The sequence below is a fragment of the Streptomyces sp. NPDC107498 genome, from assembly GCF_055582805.1.
Genome location: NZ_JBVJPE010000028.1, coordinates 37,241 through 59,866 on the forward strand (window position 1 = coordinate 37,241; position 22,626 = coordinate 59,866).

Below are 22,626 nucleotides of genomic sequence, written 5' to 3' on the forward strand. Positions count from 1 at the left end.
TTTCCATCAGGCGGAAGCCCGTTCTGGGCCGGAACTCAGGAGGTCGTACGGCTACGGCGACCGAGTTCGTCGGAGATTCCGTGAACGGCCCGCATCAGCGGCTCCCGCAGACGGTGGGAGCGACTCGCCCTCTGCGCCGCGATCACCACCCCCAGCGCGGCGGTCACTGGCCCTGCCCGGCCGAGGCGTACGGGCGCGGCCACCGCGACGGTGCTCTCCGACAACTGGCGGTCGCTCACGAAGACGTGCTCACGGCGGATCCGGTCCAACTCGGCGCGCAGCGCTTTGCGGTCGACGACGGTGTGCTGGGTCCACGCCCGCAGCGGTGCGTCGAGAACCTCTTCCTGGATTTCTTGCGGCGCGTGTGCGAGGAGGATGCGGCCCATGCCCGTGGAGGCGACTGGGAAACGAGTTCCGACCGTCGTGAGCAGGTCCACCGAGCGGTGCCCGGCGATCCGCTCGACGAAGACGAGCTCCGAGCCTTCCCGCACCGCGAGCTGGACGTTCTCGTGCGTGACCTCGTACAGGTCCTGCATGAACGGCAGCGCCACATCACGCAGGATCTGGGTGCGGGGGCACCCCGAGGCGATCTCCCACAGTCGCAGCCCCACATGCCACGTCCCGTCTTCGGCCCGCTCCAGGACGCCCCAGCGCGCCAGCTCGGCCACCACCCGGTGCGCGGTGCTCAGAGCAAGCCCCGTGCGCTGGGCGATCTCCGACAAGGTCTGCGACGGATGCTCGCGGTCGAAGGCTGAGAGGACCTCCAGGACTTTTCCGGCCGCCGTGCTCCTGGTTGTGCTCATGTCGGCAGTCTTGCAGACCCTCGTCGAGGAGCACCGCCGGGCGCCGTAGAGCAGGTTCGGCACGCTCGCGGACTGCCCGTGCGCTTCGATCGCGCCGACGGGGTCGAGATCGTTCGACGGGTGGGCGAAGGTGCCGAAGCCGATCTGCTCGTCCTCGCCGACGGCGCCCTGGCCGCGCTGGACGGGGAGGGCGCGTCCTCCGGGTGGTCGCGTGTCGGCGCCGTCTGCGGACGTGGTGCCGCCGCTGCTGACGCCGTGCGCGTCGGCCGGCAAACCCGTGGGGCGCGGGACGCGCGCCCGCCTCACAGGGCCGGCCGAGAGGGGCGGCTCCCATGGTCGCGCCTGCGCTCCGCAGCCGTTCGACCGCGGCGTACCACGGAACGCGTACCGTTGCGCCGGACCCGGCCGGTGTCACCCCGGACGGCACGGCGTCGCTACGGGTGAGGAGGAAGCCCCGGAAGCCTTCGGCAGAGGCACCGGGCCGGTCCGCGGTGCGCCGCTGTCGCCCGATCGGACGCGGACACGACGAACGGCCCGCGCGGCACACGCGGGTCGGCACGATCCGGCCGTGTGGCGGCCTCCACCGGACGCGGCACCCGTGTTCCGGCGTCCGGCGGAGGTCGTCTCCCCTCCCGGCGTCTCAGCGCAAGTAGATGCGGCCGGGGTCGAGTTCCTCGCGCAGCAGACGCAGTTCCTCAGGGGTCGGCGGCGGGCTCTCGGCCAGATCCCCGTCGACCTTCAGGTCCCAGCCCGTGGCCGCGACGACCTGGTCGGCCCGGACCCCGGGGTGCACGGCGACCAACCGCAATTCGTCGTCGATGTCCTCTCGCGCGAGAACCCCGAGGTCGGTGATCACCCGGGTGACCCCCCTGCCGTGGGGCCGGGCGCCTCCTCCGATGTCGCGGGCCCGCCGGGGGCTCGGGGAGGTGCAGAAGTCCAGCTCCTCCACGAAGTTCTTGATGGAGTGACGGCGCATCACCGCAAAGACCTCACGTGCTCCGGCCATCACCTCGGCAGCACCGCCCGATCCGGGCAGCCTCACCCTGGGCCGCCGTGCGTCGCCGATGACCGAGGAGTTGAGGCTGCCGTAACGGTCGATCTGCGCCGCACCCAGGAACCCGACCTCGATCCGCCGGCCCTGGAGGACGTAGCCGAAGAGCTGCGCCATGCCGAGCACGGACTCCGCTCCGGTGACGAGGACCGGGTCCGTGACGCTGCGCGGCGGAGCCTTCGGGTAGGCGCCGATCACGCCCGACTCGTAGGCGGTCTCGATGTCCGGAGCCACCGTGCGCCGGGCGAGTGCGACGGCCAGGGTGGGCAAGCCGTGCCCCGAGAAGACCAGCCTCCGGCCCGCCAGCTCGCGCGCCGCGGCCACGGTCAGGAGCTCGCTTCTGGTGACGTCGGTCATGGTCGCCTCCCGTAGTCGACCGGCGCCGCCGGCTGCTCGCCGACCACCAGCCCGTCCCAGTGGTCCGGCCCCAGGCCGGCGAGGAATTCGTCGTGGTTCCTGGTGCCCCGGATGTGCCGGTCGATCCAAGTACGCAACGCCGACGCGTCACGTGCCAGTTCGGACCACTCGCGCTGGAACGCGTCATCCCGGTCGTAGTAGCCCTGGGCCGGCGACGGATGGGCTCCACGCGGGCACTCCACCACCGCGTCCACCACGTGCGAGGGCACCAGGGTGCGGTTCGGATCGGACCGCACGACGACGTCGTCGACGATCTCCTCGACGGTCACGATGACGGCTCGCGCGGCGAACGCCGCCTCTTGCTGGACCCCGAGGATGCCCCATGCCTGGATGTTCCCGGCTCGGTCGGCGCGCTGCGCATGGATGACGGAGACATCCGGGTTCAGTGGTGGCACCACGTGGATCTGCCCCCCACCGTAAGGATCGGTGACGCTTCTGATCATGGGGTTGTGCGTGACCAGGTCGCTGCCCGTGAGGGAGCCGATCGGCGCGAACGGCAGTCCGGCCGCGCCCGCGGCGTAGCGGGTGACCATGCTGCCCATGCTGTACTCCTCGAGTTCCAGCGGTTCGGGATCGTGGTGCTCGATCCGCCGCCGGACCTCGTGCAGCGAGCCGGCCGTGCTGTTGCCCACGAAGGACGAGACCAGCTTCGACACACAGCCGGCGGCGAGCAGTTGATCGACGAGGGGGTCACCGGCCATCCGCACCAGGGTCAGGTCCGTGATGCCCTGCCGAATGATCTCGTGTGCGGCGGCGCTCGGCACCAGGTGGCCGAAGCCTTCCAGCGCCACGGTCCGCCCGTGCCGCACGTAGCGGGCCACCGCGTCGCTCAGAGACATGCGCTTGTCGCGCCTCTCGACGGCTCCAGGCATGCCGGTCACTCCCCCTCCCGGGTCCCGCCCGGCGGGCGCAGCTCGGACTTGAGTACCTTTCCGGCGGCGGACCTGGGCAACGAGTCGACGACGTGGACGGCGCGGATCTTCTTGTACGGCAGTACGCGCTCGGCGACGTACGCCATCAACGCGTCCGGGTCGACGGCGGCGGTGCCGAGGCGCGCCACGACGAAGGCGACCGGTTCTTCTCCGACGGCCGGGTCCGCTCTGCCGACGACGGCCGCGGCTCCCACGTGGGGGTGGCCGTGCAGGATGTCCTCGAGTTCGCGCGGGTAGACGTTGTAGCCCTTGTAGATCAGCATCTCCTTGGCGCGGCCCACGAGGAAGACGTAGCCCTCTTCGTCCAGGTAGCCGAGGTCTCCCGTGCGCAACCAGCCGTCCGTGTACTGCTCGGCAGTGGCTTCGGGTCTGTTGAGGTATCCAGCGGTGACCTGCGGTCCACGCACCCAGAGCTCCCCGACCTCGGTGGGGCCGAGTGCGTCCCCGCCTTGCGAGGGAACGATCCGCACGTCGGTGTCGAAGAGTGGCAGCCCTACGCTGCCGGGCTTGCGGCGCGAGCCGCGCAGCATCGGTGTGGAGGCCACGACGCACGTGCACTCGGACAGTCCGTAGCCCTCTGCGACCACCGCCCCGGGGAAGGCGGCCTCCAGAGCGCTCAGGGTGGTCGCGTCGATCGGCGCGCTTCCGGAGGAGAGAGCACGGACCGAGGAGAGATCCCGCTCGCTCACCTCGGGGCTCTGCAGCAGCGCGTGCCACATGGCGGGGCTGCCCAGGAGATAGGTGGCTCGATGGCGCTCGACGGCTCCGAGCAGGCCCTCCGGAGAGAACCGACCGATGAGGACGACGGTGGTGCCGCACAGCAGCAGGAAGGTCGTGGTGACGAGTGCGTGCACGTGGAAGAGGGGAGACACCAGGATGGTCACTCCGTCGCCGGGTCGCAGCGCGGCGTCCTCCTGCTCCTGTGTCATCGGTTGCAGTGTGAGGTCACCCCGCTGATCGACGACGGCCAGGTGGGCGGCGCGCCAGGCGGTCATCTGCGTCACGTTGGCCACCACGTTGCGGTGCAGGACGCGGACGCCCTTGGGCACGCCGGTGGTGCCTCCGGTGTAGATGAGGTGGGCTACGTCGTCCCCGCTCACGGTGACCTGCGGCAGCTCGTCAGGCGGGTCCGTAGCGAAGTCCCCCAGGGCCACTACGTCCTCGTGGTCCGGCAGACCGACATCGGACGGAGCGCAGGTGCTCGGCGGGGCCACGACGACGGTCCGCAGGGGGGTGTCCCGGCGTGCGTCGAGGAGTGCGGTGATGTGGGCGGGATGGCTGACCGCGAGCACGGCGCCGGTGTCGAGGAGCTGGTCGCGCAGTCCGGACGTGGGCTGGAGCGGGTTCGTCGGCGCCGCGGTCGCGCCGGCCATCAGCGTGCCGTAGTAGCCGATCAGGAAGTACGCGTTGTTGGGCAGGTGCAGAAGCACGACGTCACCGGCGCCGACACCGGCCTCGCGCAGTCCCTGCGCGAATGCCAGGGCGTGCGCGTGCAGTTGGGCATAGCTGAGCCGCTCCTCACCGTCCACGACGGCGGGCCGGTCACCGTACATCCGTGCCGCGGCTGTGAGCAGCGCCCCCACGGGGAGGTCGGGGTAGTCGAGAGAGGCCGGCATGCCCTCTGGCCAGTACGTACGCATAGCTCCGCTCCTTCAGTGGAAGGGGGCCTCCGAGTGCCGGAGAGCGGTTGCTCACCGGCACGCTTCCCTCTCCGCTGCGAGGCGGCGAGAACGGAGGAGCCTGCGGCCAGACCGGCCGCCGGGAGGAAGAGGGAAGATCGCCGGGGGTCGGCCCGTCACCTGAGGGGAACGTCCAGCACGGACTTGCGGTGGCTGAACGCCTCCATGGAATGACGACCGCGGTAAGCACCGAAACCGCTCTCCCCCACACCCCCGAAGGGCAGTCCGGGGACGGACAGCTGCTGCATCGGCCAGCCGAACACGAGACCGCCGGAGGTCGTCTCCGCGGCGAGCCGACGACGCGTGGTGTCGTTTCCGGTGAACGCGTACAGGGCCAGGGGCCTGTCGCGGTCATTGATGAAGTCGATCGCCTCGTCGAGACCCGTGACCGTCAGGATCGGCAGAACGGGGCCGAAGATCTCCTCGCGCATGACCGGGTCGTCCGCCGTCACGTCGGCCAGGACGGTCGGCGCGATGTATCGGTCCGCACGGTCGGTCTGGCCGCCCACGACTGTCCGGCCGGAGTCCAGGAGCGCGGTGAGACGGTCGAAGTGGCGCTCGTTGACGACCCGACCGTAGTCGGCGGAGTGCTGCGGGTCGCTGCCGAAGAGCGCGCGCACGGCGTCTGCGATCGCTGCTTCGAGGGCAGGGGCGGTGTCGGGGTCGGTCAGAACGTAGTCGGGTGCGATGCAGGTCTGGCCGGCGTTGGTGAACTTCGACTGCACCAGACGCTCTGCCGTCACGCTCAGGTCGGCGTCACGGTCGACGAACACCGGTGACTTGCCACCGAGTTCCAGCGTGACCCGGGCCAGATTCGCTGCGGCCGACCTCATCACGATGCGTCCGACCGTGCCGTTGCCGGTGTAGAAGACGTGGTCGAGACGCTGCGCCAGCAGCGCGGTGGTCTCGGGGACACCGCCCTCGACCACCACGACGGCCTCCTCGTCGAGGTACCGGGGCAGCAGTTCCGCGATCAGAGCCGATGTCGCGGGCGTCTGCTCGGCGGGCTTGACGATGACGGCGTTTCCCGTGGCGAGCGCGCCTGCCACGGGCACCAGGAGCAGGTTGACCGGATAGTTCCACGCGGAGATGACCAGAGTGACACCGAGGGGGTCGAGCTCGGTTCGGGCCGTGGTATCGGTCGGGAACCATCGGGGCACGGGAACGGGTCGCGGGGCCAGCCATTCGTCCAGCTGCTTCAGACAGTTGTCGATCTCGCGGACGGTCGAACCGACCTCCATGCGGTCGACCTCCGCCCGGGGCTTGCGGAGGTCCTGGAACAGGGCTTCCGCGAAGTCGTCGGCGTTCTCGGTGAGCAGCTCGCGCAGTCGCATGAGCTGTTCCCTTCGCCATGAGAGCTGCCGTGTGCGTCCACTCCGGAACGTGGCGCGCAGCCGTTCGACGATCGCGGCTGCGTCAATGCTCGCAGAGTCCGTGGTGGTATCGGTGACCTGGGTGGTCATGGGGCTCCCCTTCCTGCTGTCGGAAACGGGTGGATTGTTGCCGGATGGAACGACGGCCGCGTTGTCGCGCACCGATGTCCCGGCCGTATGCCGAACCCAGGTTCGGCCGGTGAAAGGGCGCGAACAGCGGCGCCGAAGGCGTAAGGCCGGAGGGCATCCGCTTGCGACGCGCTCGAACGAATTGCGAACAACGCGGCAGGTATCGAACAGGCATCGCCGAGCAGGGCGGCTCCCGCACCGCACGGGCAGCCTCGTGCGGCGGTCCAGCAGATCGGAGGTGCAGGTCTTACCGACACGTCGTTCGCGGAATCACCGAACCGGTCGGCGACACCCTCATGGATGTTGACTCGATCATACGAGCCGGACCGCGCAGCCGACATCGTCAGGTTCGGACGGTTGCCCGCGCGGAGAACGGCTGCGGCACCACCCCCGAACCGTAAGCGCTTTCTCAGCGTTCCGACTTCGCGAACTCGCCGACCCCGGCCGGTGACCCTTTGGTCGAGACCATCCAGAGGCCAATATCAAAGAATCATGCAACTCGTTGCATACGGAGGGGTGTGGCTCTACAAATAAAGAAACGGAGCCCAATGAAGAAAGAGCCGCGCTCATGAATGCGTATCCCCGTCTGCTGAGCCCACTCGACCTCGGATTCACCACGCTCGCGAACCGGGTTCTCATGGGTTCGATGCACCTTGGCCTTGAGGAGGCGGAGCATGGCTTCGAGCGCATGGCCGCCTTCTACGCGGAACGCGCCAGAGGAGGAGTCGGACTCATCGTCACCGGTGGAATCGCGCCCGAACAGCGTGGCTCGACCCGCCGCAACGGAGCGAAACTGACGACCGAGACTGAAGCCGAGCAGCACACGCTGATCACCGAGGCGGTTCACCGGGAGGGCGGGCGCATCGCGGTACAGCTGCTGCACGCCGGCCGATACGGCCGCCACCCCGAGCTGGTGGCCCCCAGTGCGATTCAGGCACCCATCAACCGGTACCTGCCGCACGCACTGACCGACGACGGAGTCGAAGAGACGATCGAGAGCTTCGTCAGGGCTGCCGGGCTGGCCCAGGCCGCCGGGTACGACGGCATCGAGATCATGGGCTCCGAGGGGTACCTGATCAATCAGTTCACCGCACCGGTGACCAACCACCGCGCCGACCGCTGGGGAGGTACGCCCGAGAACCGGATGCGCTTCCCCGTGGAGATCGTCCGCAGGGTGCGCGAACGGGTGGGCGACGACTTCATCCTCATCTACCGCCTGTCGATGCTCGACCTGGTGCCCGGCGGCAGCACCCTCGACGAGGTTGTCGCCCTGGCCAAGGCCGTGGAGGCGGCCGGGGCCACGATCATCAGCACCGGAATCGGCTGGCACGAGGCACGCGTTCCCACCATCGCGGCCTCGGTACCCCGCGCGGCGTTCACCTGGGTCACCCGCAGGCTCATGGAGAGCGTCACCGTGCCCCTCGTAGCGAGCAACCGCATCAACACGCCCGACGTGGCGGAACGCGTGCTGGCCGAGGGACACGCCGACCTGGTCGCCATGGCACGCCCTTTCCTCGCGGACCCCGATTTCGTCGCCAAGGCCGCCTCTGGACGCCCCGAGTCGATCAACACCTGCATCGCCTGCAATCAGGCGTGCCTGGACCACACGTTCAGCGGAGAGGTCACCTCGTGCCTGGTGAACCCCAGGGCGGGCCGCGAGACGGAACTGGTCCTGGCCCCGACGCGCCACCGCAAGCGTGTGGCAGTCGTGGGCGCCGGCCCCGCGGGGCTGGCCTTCTCCGTGACAGCCGCCGAACGGGGTCACCTGGTCACGCTCTTCGAAGCCGGCGACGAGATAGGCGGACAGCTCAACATCGCCCGACGAGTACCGGGGAAGGAGGAGTTCGACGAAACCGTCCGCTACTTCCGCGTCCAGTTGGAGGCCAAGGGCGTGGACGTACGCCTCCGCACCCGCGCCACGGCCGCCCGCCTCGGGGACGGCTCCTTCGACGAGGTCGTCCTCGCGACCGGCATCACGCCTCGCGTCCCCCAGATCCCCGGCGTGGACCGGCCTGAGGTCGTCAACTACCTGGACGTCCTGCGGGACCGCGTCCCGGTGGGCGAACGCGTCGCCATCATCGGAGCCGGCGGCATCGGATTCGACGTCGCGAGCTATCTCACCGACCCAGGGACCCGGGCGAGCCTGCGACCCGAGGTCTACTTCGCCCACTGGGGGGTGGACACCGAGTACCGCTCCGCCGGCGGCGTGGCGACACCCGCCCAGCCCGCCGTGACCCGTACCGTTCACCTCCTGCAGCGCAAAACCACGAAGGTCGGCGCCGGCCTGGGCACCACCACGGGGTGGATCCACCGCACCGAATTGCGCCGCCGCGGTGTCACGATGACCGCAGGCGCCACCTACGAGCGCATCGACGACCAGGGACTGCACATCACCGTGGACGGAGAACCACTCGTCATTCCCGTCGACACCGTGGTGCTGTGCACGGGCCAGGATTCCGATCGCGCGCTCCTGGACGAGCTGCGCGGCTCAGGCCTGAGGACCCACGTCATCGGGGGCGCTGAGGTTGCGGCCGAACTCGACGCCAAGCGGGCGATCCGACGGGGAACCGAGCTGGCCGCGGCACTCTGAGCGCCCCGCCCTGCCCGTCACCACGCACACCCGCCTGCGGATCATCTGGCCCGGGGCCCACCACCTCCGGGCCAAGGCGGACCTCCCCGTCGTACCCGTGGCTCAACCCGCACGGTGCGGTGCGACGGACCGGCGGGACCCGTCTCCGAGTGGACGCGTCCATCAGTGCGCGCTCCACAAACTGACGCCGTGTTCCGCCCGGCTGAACCAGTTACGCATCGGCGCCCCGACCCCGATCCCCCAAAGGACTCGGGGGCGAAGGACGTCGGGGATTCACGTACGTGGTGTCACGACTTGGGTGGTCTCCGAAAGGGACTGCGACGAGCGCACCCGATCGAAGGCCGAGGGGACCATGAAGACCTTTTAGCCACCGGGATGCGAACTATGCTCACAAGATCGATTTCGTGAGGATCAGCCGGCTGCCGGAACGCGCGACTGAAATCGGCCAGCCCCTGAGGAGGCCAACATGTATCCAGAACTTCGCGGATTGTCTTCCATGGCGACCCGGCTCATTCTCGCCGAACTGTCAGAGCGTGTCCGGCCCGACCGTCGGATCACCATCCGCTTCGAATCCGCCGGCGGGGTCGACATCGCCCGGCGCATACGCGAGGGTGCCGCGGCCGACGTGCTCGTGCTGGGCGACGGGGCACTGGCCCGGCTGGAGAGCGAGGGCCTGTTGCGGGAGGGAACCATGCTGCCGCTGTGGATCTCCCAGGTCGTCGCCGCCGTGCCGGAGCGGGCTCAGTTCGGCCCTGCGCTTCGTACGACGAACGACCTGCGAAGGCTCCTGACGGCCTCGAAGCGCATCGCCTACTCCACCGGCCCCAGTGGCACGGCGCTGGTGGACCTGATCAGCCGGCTCGACCTCACCGACGCGCTGGAGCACCGGCTCGTCCAGGCACCTCCGGGTGTCCCCGTGGGAAGCCTGCTCGCCTCCGGAGAAGCCGACCTGGGCTTCCAGCAGCACAGCGAACTGCTGGGGCTGGCGGGTGTCACCATTCTGGGAGCGCTGCCTGAGGATACGGCGATCACCTCCACCTTCAGCGCGGCCGTACTGGCGTCGTCGGCTCAGCCGGAGCGCGCCCTTGAGGTCCTCGACTACCTCGCCTCCGTCGAAGCGGGAGACGTTGCCCGCACCCGGGGCATGCTGCCGGCACGGGGACCGCGGGGGGACTGACCGGTCGGTGCGGACGAACGAGTCGGCTGGCGTCCCCTGCCCCCGGTTCTGACGGCTGCCCCTGGTCAGCGGCCCTCGGGGTAAGGCACTGGGCGCCGGAGGGACCGGCGCCCAGTGCCGCGCCATACGATCAGGCTTTGTGTAGCTTCAGGACCGTGATGCTGTGGGCAGGGAAGTTCCAAGTGAAGCTTCCGGTACCGACGGACGTCGTTGCCTCATCGATGTGCACCGTGTTCGGCGCCGACGGGGTGTTGTAAGCCTGGAAGCTGGGCCCGGCCAGTGTCCATGAATCAACCGCCCCGGTGTGTGTGTAGGAGCTTCCGGCCGTCACTGTCGTGGAGACGTCGTTGGCGGGGTCGCAGTTGATGACTGTAATGAGTACGTTGCCGTCCGCATCCTTAGAGGCAAGGGGCAGGAGCGAGTAGAGTTGCGCGCCCGTGGACAGCGTGCGGTACGGATTGTTCGTGACTGAGTTCTTGATTCGGTCCTGGCCAGCCATCATTGACATGAGTTGGATCGCCATGGCTGAAGGCTGGACGACGGGGCCCTGAGTAGCTGTCGCCGGGCCGCCGAAGAGGACGTTGTCCATTTTGGAGACGCCAAGATCCACCGGTGGCGGGGAAAACGTGTAGTCAATCAGTGCGTGACGCTCGGCAGCCATGACCTTGGCATTCGGCTGGAGCAGGATGAAGCTGCGCAACTGTGCGGCGTTGAGCAGCCCCTGGGCCATCCATTGCATTGAATCTGAGTACTTGGTGTTGCCTCCGAGGTTACCGTACTCGCTCAGCAGCAAGGAGACCTGGGCAGCGCGGGAACCTGCGTAAGTGGTGATGTCGGTACGGAGGTTCGAGAGTGCTGTCGACTGACTGCTCGGCTTGCCCATGAGCTGGCCCATGAAGTCGGCGGCGTCGGTGGTTTGGGTCGGATCCTGTACGTAGGGATGTACGCTCAAGCAGTCGTAGAGGTGGGTGGAGCCCATTATTTGGAGGAAAGCCTTACTGTGCAGTGAGGCACAGACCGGCAGATCGGGTGCCACCTTCTTGACGGCCGCATAGTAGTCGACGAAGCCCTGGTGCGGACCTGTTCGGTAGCTGGAGGTCAGTACGGCTCCGTTCGGCGGTACGTTTCCGTGGGTTCCGTCACCGAACGTCACCGTGCCGGTGGTGGGGTCCAGTGCGTAGGCGTTCACCGCTCCTGCCGAGGCCAGGGTGTCCACCTGGGTCCAAGCAACCCCGTTGACATAGACGTTCGTCGCCGAAGCGACCACGGGGGCGTACCTGATGACGAAGGACTGGTTCGCCGCGCCGGTGCTTACGCCTGCGGTGTCTCGCCAGTCATCGGGTTTGCTCAGTCGCTGTCCGGTGAAAGACGTCGTCCCGCCGAAGGCATAGAGGCATGCGAGCTTGTCGATGCTTGCGCAGGACGGGTCGTTGTAAGAGACCACACTGCCGCTCATCCAGTACTGTTGGTAGTCCAGGTAAGGCTCATTACCGATTTCGGCGTAGCTGATCGAGTACGGTGCCGGGTGTCCGTTATCTGCGCGTTTCTGAGCCCAGTCCGTTCCGCCATCCGGGTTCACGCCCGGCGTCCCTCTCATGTACGCCACGAAGTCGGCGGTCTTCTGCGCGGTGGCTGTGGCGAAATTGAGCATGAGGTTACCGGTGGTGCCGGTATTCTCGAGGGTCTTGCCGAACTCGTCCGGACCGAACGTGCTGTCCACCGGGCGGGGGTTCTTGGTCTGTCCGTTGACCTGGCTCGAGCGGACGGACTGGGGGCCGATCGCCTTCTCGAACTGGAAGGTGTTGGCCATCGTTCCGCCGGGATAGCGGAGCATGGTCAAATTCGTCTTCTTGATCGCGTCTTCGACGCTCTGGTAGGTGAGGCCGGTCGTCGGGTCAGAACCGCCACTGCCGTTGAGTGCGAATCGGTGGTTGGCACCGAAGAGCAGCGGGCTGATCCCCTGACCGGTGATCGTTGACGGGTCGACGGTTATCGTCGTATCAGCCGCTGACGCCGGCGGTGAGACGGTGGCGAGGGCTACGAGCGCCATGGTTGGCGCCACGAAAGCGAATCGCCATCCTTTCCTGCCTAGGGACATGATCCCTCCTCCTTCATCTTTCGGGGGTCGGTCCAGGGGGTGTGGGTTGTTGTGGTTACCCGCGCCGGGAGGGCCGGATGCCGGCTCCCGACTCGCCGCCGCAGCGGAGTTCTGTCGAAGCTGCGGTGTCTGAGGAAGCGAACTGCGGTGAAGCCATCCGGCAATCGGAAGATGCTCCCGGACGCTACGGTTGCTTGACATCGGTGATGCGGAGTGACCGCCTGAAGCGCGGGGCCGGCGGACAGCCTGGCTTCGACCTCGGCGGGCCCGCCTGCGTCCGAGGCGGGTCATGCACCGATACCGGCAGGTGGTGTACGGGGTGCCAGAGGACCGCCGTCAACGTGGTGGTCACGCTCGCGGTGATCGTGACGGCCAGCGTCGTGGCGGCCACCACTCGCGCGGGTCTGTTCGCAACGGGGTGACGCCCCCGGCGCAGCGCGTGGCCACGACGGTAGGCGATGCTCGCGATGATGACCAGGGCGCCTGCGACGGCCACCGCTGGCACTGCGGCGACGAGGCCGGGTTGCCGAGCCGCATCACGAATTTCGACTGCCGCCACCGCGCCGACCGTCAACGTGGTCCGCCGCCAGGAGAGTGCGGTTCGCTCAGCTTGGAGGCCGGCATCGGACGTCTTCGAAGAGGTGACGGTCATGACAGGACCACTGAGACGGCCGCAATCACGGCGACGGCCGTGCTGCCCCCGGCGAGCAAGGGGATGAGCAACGAGTTCGGGAGGGGCCGATCCTCACGGATGGCTGCCTGAGCGCGGCTCCATTGGACGTAAGCTCCGGCGGCCAGGGTGGTCGCGATCGCCAGGCAACCCATTGCGATCACGGTATGCGTGGTTGATGGTTCGACCAGTTGGTCGAGGGCGACACCCCCTGCCATGAGGCCGAACGACGTCCGGATCCAGGCCAGGAAAGTCCGTTCGTTCGCGAGGGTGAACCGATAGTCCGGCTCGCGGTTGGTCTCAAGCTCGATGGTGCTCACCTTCTTGTCCGATGACCGGCGGCACCGGATAGCCGACCGCGGCTGGGCAGCGGATGCCGGTGTGACCGTCGAAGGGGCTTATCAGAGTCCCGGAGCCATGCGGCCCAGGTAAGTTGCTGGCTGGAATTTAACCGTTCATGCGAAGGCTGTAAAGAGGCCTCTTCCCAACGCGCCGACCGAGGCCGTGTCTTATGTGGTGAGGCGGAGGAGTCGCTTGTAGCAGCAGACGGCTGCGGCGAGGCCGAGGAAGGCCGGGTAGTTGCAGGGGCTGTGCTCGTAGCGGTGGTTGAGCCGGCGGTAGCCGGTCAGCCAGGACATGGTCCGCTCGATCACCCACCTGCGGCGGCCGAGTCGTCCGCTGGACTCGATGCCCTTGCGGGCGATGCGGACGCCGATGCGTTTGCCGCGGAGCCATTTCCGCAGTCCAGGGCTGTCGCAGGCCTTGTCGGCATGCAGACGCTGAGGTTTGAAGCGGCGGCCGCGGTGAGGGTCGTGTCTCGTTTGGAGACCCGTGATCATGGACTTCAGGGCCTGGCTGTCGTGGGTGTGGGCCGCGGAGAGGCCGACGAGGAGGGGCAGTCCGTTCGCGTCCGACAGGACGTGCATCGTGGAACCCGGCTTGCCCCGGTCCACGGGGCTCGGACCGGTGAGTCCGCCCCCTTTTTCGCCCTGACGCGGGCGGAGTCGAGGACCGCCCGGGACGGGTCGAGCAGGCCGTCGTCGTCGAGGCGGTGCAGGATCTCCTCGTGCAGCCGGCCCCACACCCCGGCCCGCGACCAGATCAGGAACCGGCGATGGGCCGTGGACTTCGAGACGCCCGAAACACGGCGGCAGGGCCCGCCAGGCGCATCCGCTGACCAGCACGTAGATGATCGCGGCGAACAGCGTCTCATCAGGGGTGTCCGGCGTCCCATTGCCCTGCGGACGCACCCTGGGCGGCGGGATCAGCGGCTTCGCGATCTCCCACAACCCGTCCGGAACAATCCAACTCCACGTACCCCCATGACGACCGTCAACGACCACCTCACCACATAGGACACGGCCTCAGTCGGCGAGGGCCTCCTCGTAGGCGAGCGGGTCGGCGTAATAGTCGTCGAGGAATACGGTCGCCGAAGCGCTGATCAGCGAATGACCCCCCAGCAGAGAGGGGACCAGACGGGAGCCTGCGGCGGAGCCGTGGCTACTCCAACGCTCCAGTTCACGCTGAGTGACGGGAAGGAACTCGGGCGTCGCCAGCGGACCGCCCGCCAGTACGAGCAGCTCCGGGTTGATGATGTCCAGCAGAAGGGCGGCGATCTGTCCGACGCGGCGGGAGCGTTCCCGCAGCAGCCGGGAGGCCTCCTTGTCTCCCCCGCGGCTGAGTTCCACCAAATTCTCCAGGCGGGCGGAAGATTGCAGCAGGCCGAAATCGTTTGCCTTTCGGAGCAGAGCGGCGTCGCTCACCACGCTCTGTACACAGCCGCGCCTCCCGCAGCCGTCACAAAGCGTGCCGCGGGCGCCCTGCACGGGAAGGTGCGTGAGCCAGCCCGCGGCCGAGCCTGGGCCATGGTGCACCTCACCCTTGATGATCAGAGCTGCGCCGACGACGTTGCCGACGAAGAGCTCGACGACGGATCGCGCCCCGACAGCCGCACCGAAACGGGTCTCGGCCAGCGCGAGGCCACGCACGATGTTGTCACACAGCACGGGACCGGGCAGGCGCTCTTCGAGCATCCGACGGAAGGGCACGTCCTTCCAACCCAGTGAGGCGTGCTCCACCACCACGCCCGCCCGCGTGTCGACCCGTCCTCCTATGGTGGCGCCGACACCGAGGATGCTGCGTCCGCCGTCGCGCTTGGAAAGCATTGCCGTCAAGCCCTCGGCCGCCTGATCGACAATGTCCTCCGGGGTGGTCGACACGTGCTCAAGCGTGACCCGGTCCAGAACCTCGCTGCGCAGGTTCACCAAACCGATCTCGGTGCGCAGGAGGCCGACATGGACGCCCACCGACAGCCTTGCGTCGGAGGCGAGTTCGATCGGGACACGGGGGCGGCCGGAGTCGGAGGGACCCAGTACCGAGGGCAACTCGCGCAGCAGACCAGTCGTGAGGAGCCGACCGGTCAGGCGGGTGACGGCGGCGGGAGAAAGACCCGTCAGCTGGGCGATCCGAGTACGCGGCATCGAGCCGCGGTCGAGAAGGGTCGCCACGATAGAGGCCACATTGCGGCGCGCCGCGTCCAGCGAGGTCGCGGCACCGCCGCTGCCGTTAACCATCTTTCTTTCCATCCCCTCGGATCCCACCGCCCCTGGGCTCTGCAGTCCGTACGAGGCGGGTTCGGCGCGAAAGCCACCGAACCTGGTCCAACTAAATTACACCCAGTAATTTTAGGGTCATCCTGGGCGGTGTGCGGGTGATTATCCCGGGAGGGCCCGGTTGCCGCATCCGATCCGCCTCCGTCCTGCACACGCCACGGGAAACTCGGCAGGCGAGAACCGGGCCGACACCACCCGTGGGCTCGCCCTCGGCGATAAGCGCGGCACCGCACCCCGCGCATGTGAGCCGATCAAGGAGCTTGTTCGGTGTGGTCACTGATCGGGCGATGGCAGGAGCGGCGTGACGAGCGAGGTGAGGCCGATTCCTTGGAGTGGACATCCCGACAATGGATCTTGATGATTCAGGAAGGGATGTCCAGTGGGACGCGAGTCTCCACATCCGGAGGAGTTCAGGAAGGACGCGGTCGCGCTCTACCGAGCCGCGGCCGGGAAGCGGACCTGCGCGGCCGTGGCCGCGGATCTGGGCATCGCTGCGGAGTCGTGGAGTCGTCGCGAACGCGGGTGCCCAAGGCCGAGGCCGAGGTCGTGCCCGGATGCCGTGACACGGGCGGCGAGGCGGATGAGCCGGCTCGGCTGAGGGCGGAGAACGCCCGGCTGCTGAAGGCCGAGAAGGAGGGGCACCTCCAGCGCGAGATCCTGCGCCGGGCGTCCGCGCATTTCGCCCGGGAGGTGAAGTGAGCCCTGCCGCCGGGACTTCATCTCCGGCAGACGTGCGGACTTCGGTATCAAGCGGATCTTCCGGGTGTTCGGGGCGTCCCGCGCCGGCCACTACCGCCGTCCGACCACCGGGCAGGCCCGCGCCGAGCGCCAGGCCGAGGAGAAGCGGACCACGAGCGAGATCCGCGCCATCCGCGCCGAGCACGATGGCGCGGATGGTGCCCCGTGCGTCCATGCCGAGCTGCGGGCGAGGGGCGGCGGATCAACCGCAAGCGCGTGACCCGGCTGATGCGGGTCAGCCACATCGTCGGCCGACGCCTGCGGAAGAAGCGGACGACGATCGCGGACGGAACCGCGCAGCCCGCGCCGGACCTGGTGATGCGCGACTTCACCGCGGACGCCCTGAACACCAGGTGGTGCGGCGACGTCACCTACATAGCCGTCGGCACGACCTGGCTGTACCTGGCCACGGTGATCGACATCTGCTCGCGCCGGATGGCGGGCTGGTCGATCGCCGACCATATGCGCACCTCGCTGGTCACCGACGCAATCGAGAGGGCCGTGACCGCCCGCGGCAGCCGGGTGAACGGCGTCGTTCTCCACATCGACAGGGGCGCCCGGTACAACGCGGTCGCCTTCGCCCAGCCGCTTCCGCCCCCCGCAACGACACGGGCAGCAACGGCCGGACGAACTCCCCCCTCGGCATCGGACGGTTCACGGCGACACATCACGACGCGATGATCCATCAACGGTGATCATTCGAGGGCGCCATCTACGGCCGCGCACGTCCCTCGCCTCCGGCGGCAAGAGGGGGCTGGTTTATTTCTGGGCGAAAAAAACACGCCACCAGGTCTTGCCCATCCATCGACCGCCACCCCATTATTTTTCCACCTGAAATTTACTTCGAGGTGAGGATCGTGCATGAGTCAAGCAGCCCTCCACCTGTACCGCGTGGCGGTGAGCGAGCGGACGTCGTGGTGGCTGATCGCCCTGGAAACCGGCACCGTCACGGCGCTGGGAGAGTGTTCCGACGGCGGTCCTGCGGCATCCTTGATGCAAGAGCTCCGTGTCGTGGCGCGCCTACTGGGCGGCCGGGACCTGATCGGTGAACGCGATAAGGTCCTGGACGAGCTGGCCGTCCGTGTCCGGACCATGCACGGCGGCTATGCGCACACAGCGGCCACCGTGCTGGGCGGCGTGGGGCAGGCGCTCGTCGACCTCGCCGCACGCCGGACCGGAATTCCCCTGTTCCGCTGGCTGGGCGCCGAGCCCCCCGGGCCCGTCCCTCTGTACGCCAACGTCAATCGCGTACCCGGAGGCCGGGCGCCCCTGGACGTGGCGCAGGCGGCAAAGCGAGCTGTGGCGGCCGGCTTCGCCACCGTGAAATGCGCCCCCTTCGACGTGCCAGCGCCCGGCGAGGACCTACCCGACACGGGCGTGAACAGGCTGCGGGCGGTCCGGGAAGAGGTCGGCGAGGGCGTCGCCGTGTTCGCCGACTTCCATGAGCGCCTGACCTGGCAGGAAGTCCTCCGCGTCCTTCCGCGGCTGGAGGCGTTGCGCGTGGACTGGCTGGAGGACGTCGTGCCCCTCCACGCCCACGACCGTCTCAAGGCCCTCCGGGATTCCACTGGGGCCAAGATCGCCGGCGGGGAGATGCTGTTCGACCCCCATGAGGCGACCGAAGCCGTTCACAGAGGGCTCGTAGACGTGCTGATGCCGGATGTCAAGCACATCGGAGGAGTGTTGCGTGCCCAGATGATGGGACATACATTCCCAGGAGTTGAGATTTCACCTCATAATCCTTCTGGGCCAGTAGCCACTCTGGCAGCCGGCCATCTGATGGCTGCCATGCCCCAGGCCAGCCTTCTTGAATACGCCTTCGGTGAAGTTCCCTGGCGATCCGATGTCCTCCGCGGCGCCGAACGAGTCGTCGACGGCCACCTGCACCTCGGTGAAGCTCCGGGCATCGGAGCGGATCTCGATGTCACCCACCCTGCGGTCACACGCGTCTGGTCAACCACTCTGAAGGAGACCCAGTGAAGGCAGATCACATCACGGCCGCGCAGCTCAGCCGCCGTACGCTTCTCGGCGGAATCGGTGTCGGCGCCCTGTTCCTCACAGGATGCCGCTCCGCCGTCGACGGGGCCGGCACCAAGGCGTCCACGAGCGGTTCCGGGGCGGCGACCCGCGGCGGGACTCTGCGCATCGTGCAGGCCGCCGATATTGCCCCCACCAGCGTTCTCGCGCAGAACAACGTCAACCTGGCGTTCCTGCGCCTGGTGTACAACACCCTGACCGAGTACGACCACCGAACCCTCGAACCGAAGCCCTCGCTGGCCACCCACTGGACCGTCAGCAGCGACGGCCGCACCCTCGACCTCCACCTTCGCGAGGGAGTGACCTTCCACAGTGGAAGGGCCTTCACAGCAGACGATGTCCTGTTCACCCTCGACTACATCCGCAGGGAAGAGGTTCCCAGCCAGCTGAAGCACGTGGCCAAGGCGCTGAAAAAGGCCGAGAAGACCAGCGCCATGAGCGTGCGGCTGACGTTCTCGAAGGCCGTGGCCAACGTCTTCGACCTGCTGGAGATCATGGTCATTCTGGACAAGGAGACGGCTTCCAAGATCGCCTCCGGGACCTTCGTCGGCACGGGCCCCTTCACCGTGGTCTCCTACGCGCCGGGATCCAGTCTGAAGCTCGCCCGCAACGCGAAGTACTGGAAAGAGAACCGGCCCTATCTCGACGCGGTCGAGATCTCCATCGTGCGGCAGTCGCAGTCCATGCTCTCCTCCCTGCGCAGCGGCCAGTCCCACCTGGCCCTCGACCTGGCGCCCCTGGACGCCGCCGGCATCAGGAACGACAGAGGGTTCCAGGTCATCACGGCCGACACCAACGATTCAGCGTTCTACCTCGGCACCAACACCACCGTCGCCCCGCTCGACGACCGCAGGGTGCGGCAGGCCATCGCCTGGGCGGTCGACCGCGAACGCATCCTCTCCCAGGTCCTCGGCAACATCGGCACCACCAGTTCGCTGCCCTGGTCGCCCGCGTCAGCCGCTTTCGACAGCGGCAAGGCCGCGACCTACCGCCACGACGTCGCCAAGGCGAAGGCACTTCTCACCCGGGCGGGGGCCGTGGGCGAGCAGCTCGACATCGCCTACAATGCCGGGCTCCCCACCAACGCCGCCATCGCCGAGATCGTCGCCTTCGACCTCAAGGCCGCCGGGCTGAAGGTGCGGGCCGTGCCGCTGCAGGGACCGGACTTCCAGGCCAAGCTCACGGCCGGGGAACTGCCGGGCCTCTTCGTCAACAACCACGGGTTCGGACAGATCACCCCGGCCACGCTGGTCAAGGGTTCCTTCCCCTTCAATGCCGACAAGAACGCCGCGCGCTTCGACAACGCCGCCTACAAGGCCCTCGCCGAACGCCTCTGGACGACGACGCGGCCCGACGAACAGCGCAAGGTGTACGCGGAGCTGAACGACTTCCTCCTTCAAGAGCAGTTCATCATCGACCTGGTGGTCAGCGCCCACACCTTCACCGTCACGTCGAAGGTGGCGGGGCTGTCCTACAACATGTTCGATTACGTCAATCTCGACGACGCCTACCTGGCCTGAGTGGACCACCATGCTGTCCTACACACTGCGCCGGGTGCCACCGGCTCTGCTCGTACTGCTCCTCGCCTCAGTGGTGGTGTTCTTCCTCCTGCGTCTCGCGCCCGGCGATCCAGCGGTGCTGGTCGCCGGGCCGGACGCCAGCGAGAGCACCATCGCCGCCGTACGGTCCAACCTCGGACTGGACCAGTCGATACCGGTCCAGTACTGGCTCTGGATGAAGGGCCTACTCACCGGGGACCTCGGCCACAGCTATGTGCTCAGCGCTCCCATCGGTTCCCTGATCGGGAACGGGCTGCAGGGGACGCTCGCCCTCACCGGCGCGGCCGTCCTCCTGGCCCTGCTCCTCGGCGGTGCGGCCGGAGTGGTGCTCGCAGGCGGCGGCAACCGGGTGGTCCGCTCGGTGGTCGACGCCCTGACCTCACTGGCCTTCGCCGTACCGACCTACGTCAGCGGCGTCCTGCTCGTCCTGCTGTTCGCCGTGACGTTCAGGGTCCTGCCCGCCAGCGGCCAGTACGAGGGTTCGTTCTGGTCAGCGCCGGACGTCGCCGTGCAGTACATCGTCATGCCGGCGCTCTGCCTGGCCCTCCCCACCGCCGCCGTCCTGGCCCGGTTCCTCGCCGCCTCGATGCGCAACGTCATGGACGAGGACTTCATCCGCACCGGCGTCGCCAAGGGACTCACCTCCGCCCGCAACACCAGGCGGCACGTCCTGCCCAACTCCCTGCCCCCCGTCGTGACGGTCATGGGCATCCAGATCGGTCAGATGCTCGGAGGCGCCATCGTCGTCGAGGCGATCTTCGCCTGGCCCGGCATCGGTCAGCTCCTCCTCCAAGGAGTGCTGAACCGGGACTACCTCCTGGTCCAGGACCTCCTGCTGCTGGCCGTGGCGGTCTTCATCGTCTGTCAGATCCTGACGGATCTCGTACACGCCCTGCTCGACCCACGCGTCCGATGGGAGGCCTGAGATGGCCACGGACCTCAATGCCGGAACCGACGAAGCCCCCGGTCTCAGCGAGAAGCCGACGTCAGGCGGCCCTGCGGCACCCCAACGGGCCGGACGCGGCGCGAAGACGGTCCTCACCCGTCTTCCCCGCTCCCGGCAGACCGTCGCCGGCCTGATCATCACCCTGGGCCTGCTGGGCGCCGGTGTACTGGCGCCCCTGCTCGGCGGCCACGATCCGCTTCTGCAGACCTCGGACGCCTTGCAGGGTCCCAGTGGCCAACACCTCCTGGGAACCGACGAGTTCGGCCGCGATCTGTGGGCCCGCATGCTCTACGGGCTGCGTCAGGACGCCGTCGTCGCCCTCCTCGCCGTGCCCGCCGGTGCCGTGCTCGGCACCGCCCTCGGACTGGCCAGCGGCATGAACAGGCGTCTCGATTCCATCATCCAGCGGTGCTTCGACGTGATGCTGGCCTTCACCGCCCTCGTCATGGGCGTCACCGTGGCGGCCATCACCGGGCCCGGTATGAGCGCGGTCGTCATCACCGTCACGCTGGTCAACGTCCCGCTGTTCGGCCGAATCACCCGCACCGCGGTGCTCGGCCAGCGCAACCGCGACTACGTCACCGCAGCCGAGGTGCTCGGAGTGCCCTCCCACAGAGTGCTGCTGCGCCACGTCATGCCCAACATCCTCGACGGCCTGGTGGTGCAGTCGGCGCTCAGCCTGTCCCTCGCGGTCTTCATCGAAGGCGCCATGAGTTTCGTAGGTATCGGCGTCAGGCCGCCCGACCCCTCACTTGGCTCGCTACTGCGCACCAGCATCGCGTTCCTGGAGCAGAACCCCGCCTACGCACTCGGCCCTATGGCAGTCGTCACGCTCCTGGTCTTCGGGTTCCAGCTCATCGCCGACGGCCTGGGCAAGGGGCTCCTACGACGATGAACACCGCGGAAATCACCATCAACGTCCTCGGAGAGGAGCGGGCCCAGCTCGGGGAGAGCCCCCGTTGGGACGACAGGGCCGGCCTGTTGCACTGGGTCGACTTGTGGGGCGGCATCCTGCTCTCCACCGATCCGATCACCGGCGAAACGACCCGCTACCCGACTCCGTCGCCGCTGACCTCCGTGGTGCTGACCCAGCGGGGCGGCCTTCTCGTCACCCTCGGCCCGCACCTGTACCGCCTCGCGGCCGAAGGGTTGCGCCGCGTCGCCGGGGGGCTCGCTGCGGAGGGGTCCCGGTGCAACGACTCGGGCTGCGACCCGCAAGGCAGGCTCTGGGTCGGCACCATGGGCTGGACCGCCGACTCCCCCGTCACCGGTGAACTGCTGCGAGTAGGTCCGGGGGCCGAACCGGCCGCCGCGCTGCACGGAGTCGGCCTGGCCAACGGGCTCGCCTGGAATGCCGACGGCGACACGCTGTGGTTCGCCGACAGCCGAGCCCGGACGATCACCGGCTACGCGTACGACGTCGCCGACGGCGTGCTCGGCCCGCCACGGAAGACCATCTCCGTCCCCCCTGAGGAGGGCGTGCCCGACGGCCTGACCGTCGACGCCGAGGACCACGTGTGGGTGGCGTTGTTCGGGGGCGGGGCAGTCGCCCGGTACGCCCCGGACGGCCGGCTCGTCGGTCGCGTCCCCCTCCCTGTCTCCCACCCCACGGCTTGTGCCTTCGGCGGCACCGGGCTGGACCGGCTGTACGTCACCTCGGCCGTCCGCCCCCTGACTACCGCCCAGAGAGCACGGCAACCGCTCGCCGGAGCCCTCCTCACCGTGGATGCGGGCGTCAGCGGGACGCCATGCCACCGGGCCCTTTGGAACGACGAAGGAGCACCATGACTTCCCCCACCGGCAGCACGGAACACG

16 protein-coding genes and 2 pseudogenes are annotated in these 22,626 nt (G+C 68.2%); 8 read left to right on the forward strand and 10 right to left on the reverse strand.

Translation table 11 applies throughout. From position 1 onward, the window contains the following. Window positions 1–35 precede the first annotated feature (35 nt). The 5 genes from ACZ66Z_RS32835 to ACZ66Z_RS32855 all read right to left on the reverse strand — a co-directional run bounded on the left by ACZ66Z_RS32835 (window position 36) and on the right by ACZ66Z_RS32855 (window position 6,345). Window positions 36–1,076 (reverse strand): IclR family transcriptional regulator, encoded by a 1,041-nt coding sequence (locus tag ACZ66Z_RS32835; RefSeq protein WP_469939290.1) that lies wholly within the window; start codon window positions 1,074–1,076, stop codon window positions 36–38. Between the two features lie 367 nt (window positions 1,077–1,443). Then, window positions 1,444–2,211, reverse strand: coding sequence for a CoA-transferase subunit beta (locus ACZ66Z_RS32840; protein ID WP_469939291.1), 768 nt, complete (start codon window positions 2,209–2,211; stop codon window positions 1,444–1,446). After that, window positions 2,208–3,143, reverse strand: coding sequence for a CoA transferase subunit A (locus tag ACZ66Z_RS32845; RefSeq protein WP_469939292.1), 936 nt, complete (start codon window positions 3,141–3,143; stop codon window positions 2,208–2,210). The genes ACZ66Z_RS32840 and ACZ66Z_RS32845 overlap by 4 nt, the downstream gene beginning before the upstream one ends. 5 nt (window positions 3,144–3,148) lie before the next feature. Next, window positions 3,149–4,843 (reverse strand): class I adenylate-forming enzyme family protein, encoded by a 1,695-nt coding sequence (locus ACZ66Z_RS32850; protein WP_469939293.1) that lies wholly within the window; start codon window positions 4,841–4,843, stop codon window positions 3,149–3,151. Window positions 4,844–4,998: 155 nt separating this feature from the next. Beyond that, window positions 4,999–6,345 (reverse strand): aldehyde dehydrogenase family protein, encoded by a 1,347-nt coding sequence (locus tag ACZ66Z_RS32855; protein ID WP_469939295.1) that lies wholly within the window; start codon window positions 6,343–6,345, stop codon window positions 4,999–5,001. 607 nt (window positions 6,346–6,952) lie between these two features. Between ACZ66Z_RS32855 and ACZ66Z_RS32860 the strand changes: the two genes are divergently transcribed. Continuing rightward, complete coding sequence (locus tag ACZ66Z_RS32860) at window positions 6,953–8,974, forward strand: oxidoreductase (RefSeq protein ID WP_469939336.1); 2,022 nt, start codon at window positions 6,953–6,955, stop codon at window positions 8,972–8,974. Between the two features lie 496 nt (window positions 8,975–9,470). After that, the gene (locus ACZ66Z_RS32865) at window positions 9,471–10,151 is read left to right on the forward strand and encodes a molybdate ABC transporter substrate-binding protein (RefSeq protein WP_469939297.1); all 681 of its coding nucleotides are present in this window, start codon (window positions 9,471–9,473) and stop codon (window positions 10,149–10,151) included. Window positions 10,152–10,281: 130 nt separating this feature from the next. On the opposite strand, the gene ACZ66Z_RS32870 is transcribed toward ACZ66Z_RS32865, so the two are convergent. The 5 genes and pseudogenes from ACZ66Z_RS32870 to ACZ66Z_RS32890 form a co-directional block, all read right to left on the reverse strand. Then, entirely contained in the window at window positions 10,282–12,201 is a 1,920-nt protein-coding gene (locus ACZ66Z_RS32870) for an alpha-L-arabinofuranosidase C-terminal domain-containing protein (protein ID WP_469939299.1), read from the reverse strand. Window positions 12,202–12,433: 232 nt separating this feature from the next. Beyond that, window positions 12,434–12,901, reverse strand: coding sequence for a DUF202 domain-containing protein (locus tag ACZ66Z_RS32875; RefSeq protein WP_469939300.1), 468 nt, complete (start codon window positions 12,899–12,901; stop codon window positions 12,434–12,436). Further along, window positions 12,898–13,239 (reverse strand): YidH family protein, encoded by a 342-nt coding sequence (locus ACZ66Z_RS32880; RefSeq protein ID WP_469939301.1) that lies wholly within the window; start codon window positions 13,237–13,239, stop codon window positions 12,898–12,900. Before ACZ66Z_RS32880 ends, ACZ66Z_RS32875 begins: the two co-directional genes overlap by 4 nt. Before the next feature lie 189 nt (window positions 13,240–13,428). Continuing rightward, a pseudogene (locus ACZ66Z_RS32885) lies at window positions 13,429–14,262 on the reverse strand (IS5 family transposase). A gap of 21 nt (window positions 14,263–14,283) precedes the next feature. Next, window positions 14,284–15,492 (reverse strand): ROK family transcriptional regulator, encoded by a 1,209-nt coding sequence (locus tag ACZ66Z_RS32890; RefSeq protein ID WP_469939303.1) that lies wholly within the window; start codon window positions 15,490–15,492, stop codon window positions 14,284–14,286. A gap of 418 nt (window positions 15,493–15,910) precedes the next feature. On the opposite strand from ACZ66Z_RS32890, the pseudogene ACZ66Z_RS32895 reads away from it, so the two are divergent. The 6 genes and pseudogenes from ACZ66Z_RS32895 to ACZ66Z_RS32920 form a co-directional block, all read left to right on the forward strand. Beyond that, window positions 15,911–16,848, forward strand: a pseudogene (locus ACZ66Z_RS32895) (IS3 family transposase); the annotation flags it as partial. Window positions 16,849–17,130: 282 nt separating this feature from the next. Continuing rightward, window positions 17,131–18,249 (forward strand): mandelate racemase/muconate lactonizing enzyme family protein, encoded by a 1,119-nt coding sequence (locus ACZ66Z_RS32900; RefSeq protein ID WP_469939305.1) that lies wholly within the window; start codon window positions 17,131–17,133, stop codon window positions 18,247–18,249. Further along, entirely contained in the window at window positions 18,246–19,826 is a 1,581-nt protein-coding gene (locus ACZ66Z_RS32905) for an ABC transporter substrate-binding protein (protein WP_469939306.1), read from the forward strand. The genes ACZ66Z_RS32900 and ACZ66Z_RS32905 overlap by 4 nt, the downstream gene beginning before the upstream one ends. A 10-nt stretch (window positions 19,827–19,836) precedes the next feature. Beyond that, entirely contained in the window at window positions 19,837–20,790 is a 954-nt protein-coding gene (locus ACZ66Z_RS32910) for an ABC transporter permease (protein WP_469939307.1), read from the forward strand. A 1-nt stretch (window position 20,791) separates the two neighbouring features. Continuing rightward, complete coding sequence (locus ACZ66Z_RS32915) at window positions 20,792–21,706, forward strand: ABC transporter permease (RefSeq protein WP_469939308.1); 915 nt, start codon at window positions 20,792–20,794, stop codon at window positions 21,704–21,706. Next, a complete protein-coding gene (locus tag ACZ66Z_RS32920) occupies window positions 21,703–22,599 on the forward strand; it encodes an SMP-30/gluconolactonase/LRE family protein (protein ID WP_469939310.1) in 897 nt (298 codons plus the stop codon). The genes ACZ66Z_RS32915 and ACZ66Z_RS32920 overlap by 4 nt, the downstream gene beginning before the upstream one ends. The last annotated feature ends 27 nt before the right edge of the window (window positions 22,600–22,626 follow it).